The following is a 15762-nucleotide window of genomic DNA, read 5'->3' as shown; positions in this document are numbered from 1 at the left end:
GATTTTACAAAATAATTGTTATTAAAATAGGCCTTTTGTCTACTTGTTTTTATACCCAAATATTATATAATATGCCCGAGGATGTGAGAAAATGAGTGAATTACTAGCCCCAGCAGGCAATATGGAAGCATTAATTGCTGCAGTTTCCAATGGTGCAAATGCCATTTATTTGGGTATGAACCGCTTTGGAGCAAGAGCTTACGCAAACAATTTTAGCTTTGAAGAGCTTGAAGAAGCTATTCATTATTGCCACTTAAGAAATGTAAAAATATATGTAACTATGAATACCATCGTCTTTGATAATGAGCTTGAGGATGCATATAAGCAAATCGATATTTTATACAATTTAGGCGTAGATGGATTAATCATTCAAGATCTTGCAATATTCTCTTATGTAGTAGAAAACTACCCATTACTTGAAGCTCATACTTCTACTCAAATGGGTATTGATGATAAAGAAGGAACTCTTCTTCTAAAAGAATTAGGAGCTAAAAGAGTTGTATTATCTAGAGAAGTACCAATAGAAAAAATCAAAGAAATCAAAAAGGAATGTAAAATTCCTCTTGAAATCTTTGTTCATGGAGCACTTTGTGTATCCTATAGCGGTGGTTGCTATATGTCTGGCTTAATTGGCTATAGAAGCGGTAATCGTGGTAGATGTGTAGGCTCCTGTAGAAAGCCATATGAGCTAATAAATACAACCCAAAATGAATCCTTAGGTACTTCTTATATTCTTTCTATGAAGGACCTAAAAACCCTAGAAAATATCAATGAATTAAAGGTTGCAGACTCCCTTAAGGTTGAAGGAAGAATGAAGGAGCCAGTCTATGTTGCAAATATCATTAAAACCTATAGAGATGCTTTAGATGGCAAGCTTTTAAAGGGCGAAGAGTTCAATTTAACTAAAACATTTAACCGTACATTTACTAAAGGTTATATTTTCCATGAGGATAAAAAGAATATAGCCAATATTGATAAGCCAAATAATTATGGATACTTAATTGGTTATGTTTCTGGCAAGAAAAATGGTTATTATGAAATAACCTTATCTATGCCAGTAACTCAAGGAGATATTATAAGAATTGACCATTTAGGTATAGATGTTAATTTATCTTTAACTAAAATCTTTGATGCAAATGAAAATCTAATATCTAAAGCAGATAAAAAGTTCTATATTCAAATTAAAGAAAAACTATTCACAAGTGATAAGGTTTATAAAACAAAGGATATCTTATTTACTGAAGAATTAGAAAAATCCTATCCAAAGGAATATAAAAGATTCCCTCTTCATATCACAGTTTATGGTAATCCAAATGAGCCATTAACAATAATTGCTGAATGTGAAGGAAAAACAGTATCCTATACTACAGATTACAAGCTAGATAAGGCATTATCCCGCCCTACAGATTATAATTCCTTCTTAAAGCAATTATCGAAATTAAATGATTCTATTTATTCTTTAGCAAGCCTAGAATTTAATGCCTATGATATTTTCTTACCTGTAGGTAAAATCAATGATTTAAGAAGAATAATTGTAAATCTTATGGATAATGAAAGATTATCTAAAAGAACCCCTGTTTTAAAAAAGGAAATTCCTTTTGAAAAAATTGATTTTAAACAAGAAAAGAATATCTCTGTCTTCTGTACAACAGAAGAACAATATAAGGCTTGTAAAGATTTAGGAATAGATATTATTTACTACAACAATTATATTAGAAGAAACGAAGTTACATATAAAGATATGGATGGAGAGGTTTTAGTTGGTGGCTATGGTGGAATATACCACTATAGAGGCAAAAACAAAATCACATCCGATTTCACAATGAATGTGGTAAATTATAAGTCTGTTTATATATTACACAAGCTTGGAATAAATAGAGTTTGCTTATCCTTAGAAATCAATAAAAACCAAATCGATGATTTGGTAAATGATTATTATAAAAATATTGGTGGATATCCAAATTTAGAAATGATTGTTTATGGTCATTCCCTAATGATGTTTACTCACTATTGTCCATTAAAGGTAAAGGGACAATGTGGTAAATGTAGGGAAAATAAATACATTTTAAAAGATGAATTTGGAGAATTCCCAATTATTAATCACAAGGATTGTACTACTACTATTTTAAATGGAAAAACACTTAATTTAATGGATGAATTAGATTCTATTCCATATATAAATACCTATAGAATTCAGCTAACTATTGAGGATTATGATGAATCTGTTAAGATTATTAATACACTTAAAAATAAGCTTAATGGAGATACTACTAAAACCTTCAATAAGGAATTAGAAACTAGAGGTCATTTCAACAAAGAAATACTATAAAAAAACACATCCTTTTAGAATGTGTTTGTAAGCAATATAATGGTGTCCTTCTTAGCGGCACCTTTTATTTTTAATATTTCTTCCATTGTAGGATTTAAGACAAACATTGTAGGTCCACTACCGGATACATGTACAGAAATACCCATATTTTTTATTGCATTAAAGCCATCATTTAATACCTTAGATACCTTAAGTGCTACAGGCTCTAAATCATTAAAAATATTTAAATCTAGCATAGGAATATTTCTTGTGCTTAAAGCTTGAATAATATTATTAATTTTATCTTCTTTTCTATTACCATCATAGCTATAATTCTTATAAATCATAGCTGTAGATAGTCCAATATCTTGCTTAATAATTAAAACATTAAGCTTTGGTGTATCAATATCTAAAGGATGAATAATTTCTCCTCTGCCAGTACATAGGGCAATCTTTGTTTCAATAAAAAATCCAACATCACTACCAAGCTCTGCAGACATTTCGATTAGCTCTTCTTTTTTTAGGTTTGTTGAATATAATTCGTTTAACCCCTTTAAAATGGCTGCCGCATCTGAAGAACCTCCAGCTAACCCGGCCGCTGACGGAATATTCTTCTTTATTGTAATAAACACCCCACCATCAATTTTAGTCTTTAAAAAGAAAAGCTTTGCAGCCTTTTCCATGATATTTTCCCCTGGAAATGGATCATTTAAAATGATGATTTTATCATCCTTTTCTAAAGTGATTTCATCATATAAATCGATAGGTATCATTAAGTTATTTACCCTGTGATAGCCACACTCTTTTTCCATTACCTCTAAAGCTAAATTTATCTTTGCGTAAGCTTTAATTTTTATCATAATTATCCTCGATATAGTCACTCATTTTAATAAAATCTACTATGTCTAATTCTTCACTTCTAGCTGTAGCTTTTATATTTAAATCCTCTAGCATTTTTAATACAAAATCCTTTTTATATACCATACCTAAATTGTTATATAGAGTCTTTCTTCTTTGATTAAAACAAATTCTTATAAATTCAAAAAATAATTCTTCATTTTTAGCCTTATAAGGTGGATTATCATATAAATCTAAGCTGATTACTGCACTATCTACATTAGGGGAAGGAATGAATACAGTTCTTGGTACCTTAAGCTCGAGCTTAGCCTTTGCTCTATATCCAATCGCAATGCTTAATGCATTATAATCCTTAGTCTTAGGCTTACCACATATTCTTTCTGCAACCTCTTCTTGCATCATCATTACATATCTTTTGATTTTATCTGTTTTAGATAATAACCCTAAGATTATTGGAGTAGTAATATAATATGGCAAATTTGCAACTAAATATACGTTTTTAAAGTTCTTTTTATATTCATCAATGTCTTTATTGATATCTACTTCCAAGATATCCTTATTAATTACCTTTAAATTATTACAATCTTTAAAATTCTTATCTAATATTGGAAGTAAATCCTTATCAATTTCATAAGCCAAAACAAAGCCCGAAGCCTTAACTAAATGCTCCGTTAAGCTACCAAGACCAGGACCAACTTCAATAACTAAAGTATCTTTATCAATATGTGCATGCTCTACAATAGAGGATAGAATATTTTGATCATTTAAGAAGTTTTGACCAAACTTCTTTTTGGCATATAAATCATTTTCCTTTAATGCTTGATTGATATAACTAGATGTTCCTATTTTACCTTGCATAAAAGATCTTCTAACTCCTCTCTTGTAATTTGTAATAAATTAAGTCTCTTTAAAAAGGTCTTCGCATTTGGCCTACCAATATTTAATATATCGGATACTTTATCTCTTAATTTTTTAGATTCTATATTTCCATTTAAGCCTAAATCATATAAATCCCTTAAAGAGATAGTATCTTCTAATTTGTTTGGTGTATAAATGCTATCTAATGCTTCTTTTATAGCTTCAATAGATGCATGTTCTATTCCAACCTTTTTCTTATTATTTGAAATACATTCCTTTTTTCTTAAAAAGGCTTGAGAAGCATTAGGTATGGCATTAGTAATAATGCTTCTAATTCTTTCCCCTGGTGAATCTGGGTCTGTGAATATAATAATTCTATGCTTTTTAGACATTTCCTTAATAAGCTCAATGGTATCATCACTAATTTCACTACCATTCGTAATAATGCATTCCGCATTCGGATATGCCGCTTTTACCTTGATTTCATCATGGGTTCCTTCAACTACAATAATATCCATATTAATCCTCAAAATAGAAAATTCTTTCAATTTCCTTATAGCTTGATGACTTTAAGCCTTTAATAATTGGAGAATACTGATCTAATATTTTTAAGCTTCCATCTGGTAATAATACACGAATCGCATTAATATCACTCTTTGGAGAATGCATATATGCAACACCAGAAACCTTAACATTCTTATAAAAATATTTACCATATTCCATATTGGAATATTTCTTTTTTAAGTCATCTAAGAACTTTTCATCTGGTTCATTTACAAGCTCAACAAAATTATATAAATGACGCTTTTCAAAAGCGTTAGCTAATTTATTTAATACCGGATCACTACACCAGGTTAATTGCTTAATAAAGCCATTAACATTGGTATCATCTAAATCAATATAAGATTCAATATCATCATTGTTTTTAAGCACATTTAAAAAAGAAACAATAGATGCATCTATTCTTACACCTTCCATAGATAAATCCTTAATTCTTTCATATATTCCTTCAAGGATTGTCTCATAGGCTCTCGCAACAGGATGGTAATATACTTGGAAATACATATGATATCTACTCATTAAATAAGCTTCAATAGAATGTACACCAGAGGCTCTAACACACACAGTACCATCAATAATCTTCATACTTCTTAAAATACGGAAATAATCAATATGACCATAGGTTGCGCCTGTCATATAAGCATCTCTAGATAAATAATCCATACGATCAACATCAAGTTGACTTGATACTAAGGATTCAATTAATGGATGCTTATTATCATGTCTAATTACACTTGCAACATCCTCAGCAAGACCATCTTGAATCGATAAGATTTTATTTACTTCAGTTTCCTTAGATAATATTAATTTTACAGTCATATCCTCATGAGAGCATTCTAAAACATGCTCAAACGCATGAGAATATGGTCCATGACCAATATCATGTAATAAAGCCGCAATTAAAAAAACAACTCTTTCATATTCAGAAACTTTATCCATTCCTTCTACATTATCAATAACTAAATTTGCCATTTGATATGCACCTAGAGAATGAGTAAATCTAGAATGCTCTGCAGTTTGAAAAACCATAGAAACTCCAGAAAGTTGTCGAATTCTTCTTAATCTTTGTACTTCTCTTGAATCAATTAAATCACTAATGATTTTATAATTGACTTGAATATATCCATATAAAGGATCACGGAAAACCTTAGCTCTAGAAAGCTTTGTAAACATGCTTATCAACTCCTAATTTTTATTTTTCATTAACATGCTCAAATGCAGCCTCAATTAATACCTTAACATGCTCATCCGCTAAGGAATAATATACCTCTTTACCAACCTTACGGTTTTTAATTAATCTTGCAGTTCTTAAAAGTGCAAGCTGATGAGATACTGCTGATTTTGTCATATTAATTCCTGATGCAATATCATTTACACAGATTTCTTCATCACCCAAAAATAATAAAATTCTTAATCTTGTTGGATCAGCAAGCATTTTAAAGAAATTACTCATCAATTCAATTTCTACAGAAAAAGCATCCAAATCCTCAACATTTAGCTTTATAGGTTCTTTCATACATGCCTCCAATTTCAAAAATATTATAAAATAATATTCCTCATATTACAAGAAAAGAGAGGTTTTACCCTCTCTTATTCGTGCACTTCGTCCTTTTTAATGATGAAGGATACTCCTCCACCCTCTTCATTTCTTACAATCATATTCATTCCAAAGAAATCTACTGTCTTTTTAACAATAGACATTCCAAGGCCAAATTGACCCTTAGAGCCTTTTTCATATGGTTTAAATATAGAATTTAAGAATTGCTCATCAATGTGCTCACCATCATTATAAATTTTAAGATAGTTAGATCTTAATGTAATCTTAATTTCTGTTTTTGCATAACGCTTTGCGTTATCAATAATATTTCCAATAACAGTAGACCAATTTTCTTGGTATCCCATAAAGATAACATTATCCTCTAAATCTAAATTAAAATCCAATTTTGTTTGGAATTTGTAATTCGATATAACTCGATTTACAAGCTCTGTCATATTGATTCCTTCAAATGGCTTATCCTTTGTTAAGTATTCAAGTGAATTGTATTGTAATAATCTATTTACTTTATTTTTTAAGGATTCTGCCTGTTCAATAATAGTATCTAAAGCCTCAGGACCTGCCATACCATCTTGTAGTGCCTCGGCATAGGATTTAATAACTGCAATAGGTGTTTTAAAATCATGAGAAATATTTTGAAGCATATCTTGCTTTGTCTTCTCATTATGACCAATTTCTTTTCTCATATCCTCAACAGATTTTGATAATTCACCTATTTCATCATCACTATCATCGATATATTCCTTTTCATATTTATTCTTTGGTAAATTCATAATATGATATTGAATATTTTTTAATCTTCTAGTGATTCTTGTACTCCATACATAAATACACATTATTGCAATAAATAATATTGCAAGGAATGTTGAAAACATTCTTAATGCTACATCTCTTGTAAGATTACTTGTGAATGCATCATCTGTAAAAATGAATGAATACTTTGTAAACTCTCTATTGCATGAAAACACATAATAAAGTGTATATCCATTTTTTGTTTTATAAAAGTCAGCACCTTTATATTTTTTTTCTGGTATTTTGTTATTTTCCATTGAATCTTGATTATCAACTAAAAGATTCGTTTCTTCAGGATTTTTCGGTGGCTTTTGGTCATCTTTAGAAAATTCAAAATTAACTTTATTTTTTAAATAATTCTCAAAATACTCCTGAAATTCTTCTAAGGAAATATAATCATTGGCCGTTTTTGAAATATGATAGCCTAATTGTTCATTATATAAAGTATTATCTTTATCAAAAGTAATATAATGAAGCTTCATATCATCGAAAGGGGATTTCGCATCATTTGTTGTAGGATCTATTACAATTTGTGAATCAAGAGAATACATTCTTAAGACTGCTTGTCCTTCTGCAACCCTTTGAATAGAAAAATAAGAAATAATAATAAATATAATGGATGTAGATAAAAGAAGAGTAAATACTAAAACTAATAACTGGGTTGAAATTGAAAACTTCTTCATCATACAAGTAATCTATAGCCAAAGCCGTAGATGGTTTCTACACTTAGATTTGGCATTTTTTGTCTTAAACGCCTCATTAAGTCATCTACAACTCTATCTGAGCCAAAATAATCCATTCCCCAGACATTATCTAATATCTGATCTCTAGAAAATGCCTTAGATTTATTCTTTAATAAGAATAATAAAAGGTCATACTCCTTGGATGTTAAATTAATATTAACACCATTTTCCATTACAATTCTCTTATCATAATCTATTTCATATCCATTGAATTCTTCTGTATTAGACTTTTTAGGAGATACCATTCCATAGCTTCTATTTAATAAATTCTTAACTCGAAGCATTAATTCTCTTACAGAATAAGGCTTTGCAACATAATCATCGCTACCAAGCTCTAAGCCCATTACCTTATCAATATCTTGATCTCTTGCGGATGTAAAAATAATAGGCATTGTTGGATTTTCTTGACGAATACTTTTGATTAAATCATATCCTGAGATAACCCCAGGAAGCATTATATCTAAAATCCATAAGGAAAAGTTATCTTTTATATGCGCACTTGCATCTTCTCCGTTATTAAATACTTCTACCTCATACCCTTCGTTAATTAAATATTTTTCAACTAAAGAAGATAAATTCTTTTCGTCTTCTACTAAACCAATTTTGTACATATAAAACACGACCTTTCTATTCTTATATTTTATCATTATTTTTTCTATAAAAGCAATAAAGAACATCTGGGCAGATGTTCTTTATCGCAAATTGGGAGAGTTATAGTTTGCTTATGAAAAAGTACCTGCCTCTATTTAGAGACTAGATATTCGTCTTCTTAAGACAACTATAGTCTACCAATACATTATTGTTAATTTATCATACAAAATCGGTAAATTCCACGAAATTTATGGGAAATTATGAGATTATGCTTCGTATAAATCCTCGTAATCATCCATGTATTCGTTATACTTATCCTCGTCGATGGAGTTATCGTCATCCTCATCGGATTCCTCATCCTCAGAATCTAAATCATCATAAGACTCTTCGTCTTCATCTTCGTCTTCCTCAGACTCATCATCCTCGTCTTCGTCCTCATCGTCAGACTCTTCATCTTCATCTTCTTCATCAAGTTCCTCATCATCTTCATCGTCAAAGATTTCTTCATCCTCTTCATCATCATAAGCGTCTTCTGCGCCCTTAGGATTGAAGAAGGCACCATCCTTGTCGAACTGATCTAGAGATTGGCGAGACTTTAAATCCCAATTGTCATCGCCCATATATACAAATTTCGAACTAGTAGTGATGTCAACATATAACTGAGTTGCGTATACATTATCAGGGTCATCAATGCCTTTTGCAGCTAAAACCTCGTTAATTAAATCATAAATATTAACTACAGTACCCTTTTCGTTCATAATTTTTAAAGCAACTTCTAATAATGACATCTGCGAAATGTTTTCCATAAATTTTGCCTCCATAATAAAAATGCTATTATATTTTACCTAAAACACTTGCAATTTGCAAGTATTTTTATATATTAGAAAAACGGTTTTCTTTATCTAGAGTAATCCATAATTTTACGTTTTGGATTTCATCACCTAAATCTAATAAAGAATACTCTAATTCTAATTTGTTATCTTTTATAGATAATACTTTAGTTTTAACCTCAAAATCGAAAAAAAGACCAGTAGAGCTTTCATAATGAAAAGGAGTATTTATATTCTCCTTTAGAATCATTGTCATACTGGTATTTCCTTTACGCTCAAATATTAAGGAATCCCTATTTATAGTTAAATAAATCATCGTATTTTCCATACTTTTATCTTGGAAGATAATTAAATTATCTTTTTTTTCATAATTTGCACGGAAAAAGACTTTATTAGAATCTTTATCTAAACTATAAAATAAAAGCTCCATTAATATTCCCTCCGTCCTTCAAAGGCCTTTAAGATTGTCATTTCATCTGCATAGGATAAATCAGATCCTACAGGTAGCCCATGAGCTATTCTTGTAATTTTAACATCATATGTTCTATATAGCTCATATAAATATCTTGCGGTAGTTTCACCTTCGATAGTGGCATTTGTTGCTAAAATTAATTCTTCAATTTCTTTATTTTTAATTTTTTCTGTTAAGGATTCTATATTTAAATCATTAATGCCAATTCCTTTAGAGAAGGATATTGCACCATTTAATACATGGTAAATTCCTCTAAATTCATTAACTCTTTCAATAGTAATTAAATCCTTAATTGTTTCAACAACTAATACCTGCTTATGATTTCTAGATGCATCACTACAAATATTACAAAGACTATCTTCTGTCATATTTCCACAGGATGGACATATATGAATATCCTTCTTTATACTTAATAAAGCATTAGAAAAATCTATTAAATCTACCTCATCCATATGGAAAAATGCATATAGAGCATAACGCTCTGCAGTTTTTTTACCTACTGAAGGAAGCTTGGAAAAGCATTCAATTAAATTTTCCAATGAAGTAGGGTATTTATTCATTAAAATCCGAATCCCATTCCGCCGAATCCACCTAATAGCTTCTGTGATTCAGCTTCAATCTTTTTATTTGCATCATTTAATGCTAAAACAATCATATCCTGTACCATTTCTAAATCATCAGCTGCAGCCTCAGGATCAACAGTAACACTTACTACCTCGTGGCTACCCTTAACCTCAACAGTTACAACTCCACCACCTGCAGTACCAGTAAATACTGTAGATTCAAGCTTCTCCTGAGCCTCCATCATCTGTTTTTGCATTTTCTTTAATCTCATCATTTGTTGCTGATTCATTTTCTTATTCCTCCACTATTTTTAATTCATTATCATCAAAAAATTCTAATACCTGATTTACTAGATTTGATTCACTATTTTGTATCTTTGCCTTTGGGGCAGCTCTTTTTACAACACCAAGTGGGAAATCCTCTAATACAGGCTTAGGATTATCCTTACTATATTTACTCTTATAATCTGCAATAATTCTTCTCCATACAGATGTTGGTAAACATATGTAATCCTTAATATTTAAACCATATTCATTTAAAATTTCAATAATTTTTACAAAATTTTCATATTGCATTGCACGATTACAGAAGGAAACATCACTTAATTCTACAATAAATGAATCCTCACTTACTGCTTGTAAATTACCATGAACTAGGATTTGAATTCCAACTCCATCATACTTGCTTGAAATTAATGGCCAAACCTTTAATAATGCATCTCGCTTAGCCTTAGAAGCATTATTAATTATATTCTCAACATCCTTAATTGTTACCTGTTCTGGACCACCATTATTTGTTGTATTTACAACATTATTTGTAGTAACAACTACAGGTTTTTCTTCTATTTTTGTTGTACTTACAACAATATTTACATCATTTTGGTCATTTGTAACATCATCATTTGTTGTATTTACAACGTTTTGTTTTTGATTTCTATATGCCATCATCTCTTCTCTAGATGGAATATTTGCTACATTAACGACTCTTTTTTCAGGAGCATTCGCCTTCATTTGGAAGCCATTTTGACTCATCATTTGAATTGTTTGCTCTAAGGATTCTAACCTTGATTTAAAGCTTGCAATATCATTTTGTTCATTATCATTCATCTTTAAAACTGCAAGCTCAATATAGGCTCTTTTTTGAGTAGAGAATCTCATTTGATTTGATACATCATTTAATATATCTAACCAATGATAAACTACGGATTTTTCTACATTTCTTGCTAAATCCATAAATTCTGGATTTTTAAACATTAATTTTTCTTCTAATACTGCATTATTCTTATATAATAATAAGTCTCTTAAGAATAGAATAACATCATTAATAATTCTAGGTACTTCTTTACCTTCCTTTATAATATTATCAAGTAAAGAAATAGCCTTTGTTTCATCTTTGCTGATACAAGCATTTAATAATTCAATGATTTTCACATAAGAAATATTACCACTTACAGATAATACATCATCTAAGGTAATTTCAGGGTTTTGAGAGAAGGATATACATTGATCAAATAAGGATAATGCATCTCTCATACCACCCTCAGCTGAAATTGCAATTTGATGTAATGCCTCTTCTGTAATTTTTACATTTTCTTCATTTGCTACTATTTTAAGTCTCTTTAAAATATCATCAATAGAAATAGATTGGAAATCAAATCTTTGACAACGAGATAAAATTGTATTTGGAAGCTTATAAGGTTCTGTTGTTGCTAAAATAAAGATTACATGTGCTGGTGGTTCTTCTAATGTTTTTAATAATGCATTAAATGCTGCATCCGATAACATATGAACCTCATCGATAATATAAACCTTATATTTACCTTGAGAAGGTAAGAATTTTACTGTACTTCTTAAGGCTCTAATATCATCTGCACCATTGTTCGATGCAGCATCAATTTCTACAACATCAGATATTGTTCCTTTTGTAATTCCTTGACAAATATCACATTCGCAACAAGGCTCTACAGTAGGTCCTTTTTCACAATTCATGGCTTTAGCCATGATTTTAGCTAATGTAGTTTTACCTGTTCCTCTTGGACCACAGAATAAATATGCATGAGCCACCTTATTTAATTTTATTGCGTTTTGCAATGTTTTAATTATATGCTCTTGTCCTACAACATCTAAAAACTTTTGTGGACGATAAGCTCTATATAATGCTACATATGCCATTATTATTCCTCCTTATCCAAGATAATAAACATGTTTAACACCATTACCATCATAATAATGATAATAAGATATATATGTATCTGGAGATACAATCAAATCATAAACAGAAGTACTAAAAGAATCTCTGTTTAGATTTTTACCAATATAAGAAAAAGCTTGAGACATTATGTCTGTACAATATTTTGAATTGGTCGTGTTAAATAAAAATGAACTATTATATGGATCATCATAATAAGATAGAATAACAGAAGTAACCTTCTCATATTCTTCCTGTGTCATATCTACTCTAAGACCAATAACAACATTAAAATATTCGTTAGATGCCCAATCCTTTTTATGATAAAGTCTTGCATTATGAACCTCTAAGGTTTGAGTGATTTCTAAGGTATTGTAATCATCAGACTGAACCTCATAATCTTCATAATTTCCAATAGAATATCCTGCATGTCCACCAGCATAGAAGCTAACAATTTCATTCACTATTGGAGCGATTGTTAATTGATCCGGACTAACAAGAATATCACCCTTTCCACCCGGATAACAATCATGTGTACTTTCTTCATAATACATAGATTTTTCACCATCATATGCAATTTTATAATACTTGATATTTGAAGTGGAAAGTTCTTCTTGGTATACACCTTTACTTATGAAATTATTGACTAGAACATCTTTAGCAACATGTTCTACAATAACACAAGTAGTATAGGATAGAAGTATAAGTATTATAATACTTCTTAGAATATGCCAAGAAATTTTTAAAATTTTTCTCATAATACTATTTTATCATAATTTGTAGCAAAATGAAAAATAAAAAATTGTCAGTTAACTGACAATTTTCTACTTATTATATATTACTTTGTTTTTGGCTTAATAACGATAGCTCTATTTTCGCCTTCGCCTTCAGATTCAGTATAAACATCTCTCCAATCAGCAAGCTTTTCATGGATGATTCTACGTTCATATGAATTCATAGGCTGTAGCTTAACTTGAACTTTAGTTTTTACAACTTCCTTAGCTGTCTTTGTAGCTAAAATTTCAAGCTGACGAGCACGATTAGATCTATATCCACCGATATCTAGGGAAGTAATTACATGATCCTTTGTATATGTAGAAATTAAATTACGAAGAAGAATTTGTAATGCTTCTAAAGTCTTACCCTTAACTCCGATTAATAAAGAATTCTCATAAGAATCAATCATATAATAAATTTGTTCTTCACCGTTGATGCTTCTAGCTTCAATTTGATAACCAATTCCTAAAGCTTTTAAAATACCTTCTAGGTATTTTTTACCTTCTAATGTTAAATTAACATCAACTAAAGCTTCACAGTTTACACCATCTTCAGTCTCACCAAGAACATTAACGTAAATTTTATCACTAGCAATATGTAATTTCTGAACTGCGGTATCCATAGCTTCATCAGCACTTGGAGCAATAAATTCAAATTTTTTCTGCATACTTTTTCACCTAGTCAATAATATTATTTTGCTTCTGAGCCTTTTCCCACTTATATGCATTAATCCAACGACCAACCTGAGACTGGAATAACTGATAAATACTACCAATTAACCAATAAATACCTAATGATGTATTAGATAATGCCATGAAACCAAACATAACATTCATAATAACCATCATGTATTTCATCTGCTTACCTTGATCTGCTTGCTTATTCTTATCCTGTGGATGTATCTTTTGATACTTCTGAGGACGCTGACTAAGCTTCTGAGAAAGGATTGTCATAGCAACGAATAAAACAGCAACAACAGCAGCAAATACCTTATCATACCACATTGTTGCTTGGAAGAAACTTGTATTCATTTCGAATAAACCAAATACTTTAGTATTTGTTAATGCAAAAGCACCAGAATAAGTGTAGCTTACTGCATTATTTACAACTACAGTAGTAGTAGCATTAATTCTCTGAACTACCTCGTACATAGCCATAAATATTGGGAATTGTAAGAACATAGTACCTAAGCATCCTAATGGATTCATACCATGCTTCTTATACAATTTCATCATTTCCTGTTGCATCATCTGCTGGCTTCTTTGATCCTTGCGGTTTTGATACTTTGCCTGAATCTTAGCCATTTCAGGTTGCATCAACTGCATCTTTAAAGAAGAGCTATTTTGTCTTGAGTAAATAGGCCATGCTAAAGTTCTTACAATTAATGTAGTAAATAGGATACCCCAAAAATAAGAATTTCCAATTCCTTTACCAATGGTAGAACAAAGCCATGCAATTGGCCAAGAAAGTAAGTTAATTGGCCATGCCCATAGGGTATTCCAAAATCCCTTTCCTCCATCCCAAAGATCAATCCATTCTTGACCATAGGAAGTATAAGCTTTAACATACCATGTGGATGAATCCCAACGACAGCTTGATAAACCTACCGCCAAAAATGCACAAAGAGCAATAAGAATTAATTTATGTCTATGCTTATAGAAAAAATTAACCATTTTTTTCTCCTTTTATTAATTTTTGTTTTCTAAATAGATATTCTAGCTGCTTCTTAAGCTCATCATAGGATAATTCCTTAATTTGCACTCTAGCAATGATAAAAACATCTGTAGAAGAATCCAAATCAATACTCAGGTTATCTATAACTGCTGTTATAAGCCTTTTGATTCGGTTTCTTTCAACAGCATTACCTATTTTTTTTCCTACACTAATCGCATAACGGAAGTGGCCGGTTTCTGTATTATTCCTTTTATATAATGTTAAATAAGGATTAGATTTATAATTCTTTTCCTTAATTATCTTTTCAATTTCTTCTGATTTTTTTACGCGATATTGTTTTTTCATAGAATATCTCCACAATTAACAATAAAAAATACGACCAAAAGAATTAATATAATTGTTCTGGTCGTACTAGTTATGTCAATTATTAAAAATATGAAATTAAACTGTTAACTGTTTTCTGCCCTTTTTACGTCTAGCAGCTAAAATCTTTCTACCATTCTTAGTTGCCATTCTAGCGCGGAAACCATGAGTTACTTTTCTTTTTCTTTTATTAGGTTGATAAGTTCTTTTCATCTCATTTACCTGCCTTTCTTTAAGAAACCATGCTATCTCATTCTATCAAAAACGATATATGATGTCAACAATTATTTAATTTTTTATTTGAGTTTCCCCATTTTTAAATTCATACGAAATTTTGTCAATTTTAGGAGATGTCAAATCTGACCCCCATTACAGTCCACAAATCTCGTCTTCGCTTATTTCTTTTAGGGTAAATTATTGAAATTAAGTCCTTGCTAAAAAATGAAATAACCCCTTTTATTCCATCGCTTATTCTATATAACCAAAATAGTACCTTTTCTCTTATTTGTTTTTTGATTTTTCTTATTGCTTTTCCTACAGCCTTCATATTTATGACATTGCTAAAAAACATTACATATGTTAGTAATGTATTTAAGACTTGAATTCTTTTATATCTTCTAACCTTTATC

The 15762-nt window shown here is 30.2% G+C and carries 19 protein-coding genes; 1 reads left to right on the top strand and 18 read right to left on the bottom strand.

Features of this window, described 5'->3' with window-relative positions; genetic code table 11:
• Positions 1 to 91: 91 nt before the first annotated feature.
• Complete coding sequence (locus EI71_RS06810) at positions 92 to 2329, top strand: U32 family peptidase (protein ID WP_119016508.1); 2238 nt, start codon at positions 92 to 94, stop codon at positions 2327 to 2329.
• A 14-nt stretch (positions 2330 to 2343) separates the two neighbouring features.
• On the opposite strand, the gene ispE is transcribed toward EI71_RS06810, so the two are convergent.
• The 18 genes from ispE to EI71_RS10380 form a co-directional block, all read right to left on the bottom strand.
• Positions 2344 to 3168, bottom strand: a complete 825-nt coding sequence (ispE, locus tag EI71_RS06805; RefSeq protein WP_119016507.1) for a 4-(cytidine 5'-diphospho)-2-C-methyl-D-erythritol kinase — start codon at positions 3166 to 3168, stop codon at positions 2344 to 2346.
• On the bottom strand, positions 3155 to 4024 hold the full coding sequence (gene rsmA / locus EI71_RS06800) for a 16S rRNA (adenine(1518)-N(6)/adenine(1519)-N(6))-dimethyltransferase RsmA (RefSeq protein ID WP_119016506.1): 870 nt from the start codon (positions 4022 to 4024) through the stop codon (positions 3155 to 3157). The genes ispE and rsmA overlap by 14 nt, the downstream gene beginning before the upstream one ends.
• On the bottom strand, positions 4009 to 4542 hold the full coding sequence (rnmV, locus tag EI71_RS06795) for a ribonuclease M5 (RefSeq protein WP_119016505.1): 534 nt from the start codon (positions 4540 to 4542) through the stop codon (positions 4009 to 4011). The genes rsmA and rnmV overlap by 16 nt, the downstream gene beginning before the upstream one ends.
• Before the next feature lies 1 nt (position 4543).
• Entirely contained in the window at positions 4544 to 5758 is a 1215-nt protein-coding gene (locus EI71_RS06790) for an HD domain-containing protein (protein WP_119016504.1), read from the bottom strand.
• A 19-nt stretch (positions 5759 to 5777) separates the two neighbouring features.
• Positions 5778 to 6101: an ArsR/SmtB family transcription factor gene (locus EI71_RS06785; RefSeq protein WP_119016503.1), complete on the bottom strand. Its 324-nt coding sequence runs from the start codon at positions 6099 to 6101 to the stop codon at positions 5778 to 5780.
• Positions 6102 to 6175: 74 nt separating this feature from the next.
• The gene (locus EI71_RS06780; protein WP_119016502.1) at positions 6176 to 7618 is read right to left on the bottom strand and encodes a sensor histidine kinase; all 1443 of its coding nucleotides are present in this window, start codon (positions 7616 to 7618) and stop codon (positions 6176 to 6178) included.
• A complete protein-coding gene (locus tag EI71_RS06775; protein WP_162849849.1) occupies positions 7615 to 8286 on the bottom strand; it encodes a response regulator transcription factor in 672 nt (223 codons plus the stop codon). The genes EI71_RS06780 and EI71_RS06775 overlap by 4 nt, the downstream gene beginning before the upstream one ends.
• A 246-nt stretch (positions 8287 to 8532) precedes the next feature.
• The gene (gene rpoE / locus EI71_RS10385; protein WP_211321067.1) at positions 8533 to 9072 is read right to left on the bottom strand and encodes a DNA-directed RNA polymerase subunit delta; all 540 of its coding nucleotides are present in this window, start codon (positions 9070 to 9072) and stop codon (positions 8533 to 8535) included.
• 67 nt (positions 9073 to 9139) lie between these two features.
• Positions 9140 to 9526, bottom strand: a complete 387-nt coding sequence (locus EI71_RS06765; protein WP_119016499.1) for a DUF1934 family protein — start codon at positions 9524 to 9526, stop codon at positions 9140 to 9142.
• Positions 9526 to 10128, bottom strand: a complete 603-nt coding sequence (recR, locus tag EI71_RS06760; RefSeq protein WP_119016498.1) for a recombination mediator RecR — start codon at positions 10126 to 10128, stop codon at positions 9526 to 9528. Before recR ends, EI71_RS06765 begins: the two co-directional genes overlap by 1 nt.
• A complete protein-coding gene (locus EI71_RS06755) occupies positions 10128 to 10421 on the bottom strand; it encodes a YbaB/EbfC family nucleoid-associated protein (RefSeq protein ID WP_119016497.1) in 294 nt (97 codons plus the stop codon). Before EI71_RS06755 ends, recR begins: the two co-directional genes overlap by 1 nt.
• 4 nt (positions 10422 to 10425) lie before the next feature.
• Entirely contained in the window at positions 10426 to 12303 is a 1878-nt protein-coding gene (gene dnaX, locus EI71_RS06750) for a DNA polymerase III subunit gamma/tau (protein WP_119016496.1), read from the bottom strand.
• 12 nt (positions 12304 to 12315) lie between these two features.
• Positions 12316 to 13077, bottom strand: coding sequence for a hypothetical protein (locus tag EI71_RS06745; RefSeq protein WP_119016495.1), 762 nt, complete (start codon positions 13075 to 13077; stop codon positions 12316 to 12318).
• An 80-nt stretch (positions 13078 to 13157) separates the two neighbouring features.
• Positions 13158 to 13763 (bottom strand): RNA-binding cell elongation regulator Jag/EloR, encoded by a 606-nt coding sequence (gene jag / locus EI71_RS06740; protein ID WP_162849848.1) that lies wholly within the window; start codon positions 13761 to 13763, stop codon positions 13158 to 13160.
• Between the two features lie 10 nt (positions 13764 to 13773).
• Positions 13774 to 14769, bottom strand: a complete 996-nt coding sequence (locus EI71_RS06735; protein WP_119016493.1) for a YidC/Oxa1 family membrane protein insertase — start codon at positions 14767 to 14769, stop codon at positions 13774 to 13776.
• On the bottom strand, positions 14762 to 15115 hold the full coding sequence (rnpA, locus tag EI71_RS06730; RefSeq protein ID WP_119016492.1) for a ribonuclease P protein component: 354 nt from the start codon (positions 15113 to 15115) through the stop codon (positions 14762 to 14764). Before rnpA ends, EI71_RS06735 begins: the two co-directional genes overlap by 8 nt.
• Positions 15116 to 15211: 96 nt before the next feature.
• Positions 15212 to 15346, bottom strand: coding sequence for a 50S ribosomal protein L34 (rpmH, locus tag EI71_RS06725; protein ID WP_119016491.1), 135 nt, complete (start codon positions 15344 to 15346; stop codon positions 15212 to 15214).
• A 130-nt stretch (positions 15347 to 15476) separates the two neighbouring features.
• Positions 15477 to 15762: hypothetical protein (locus EI71_RS10380; protein WP_211321066.1), on the bottom strand; the 286-nt coding region annotated here is incomplete at its 5' end.

Source organism: Anaeroplasma bactoclasticum, from assembly GCF_003550015.1.
Classification (GTDB): domain Bacteria; phylum Bacillota_I; class Bacilli_A; order Acholeplasmatales; family Anaeroplasmataceae; genus Anaeroplasma; species Anaeroplasma bactoclasticum.
This window is presented reverse-complemented; position numbering and strand designations above follow the sequence as displayed.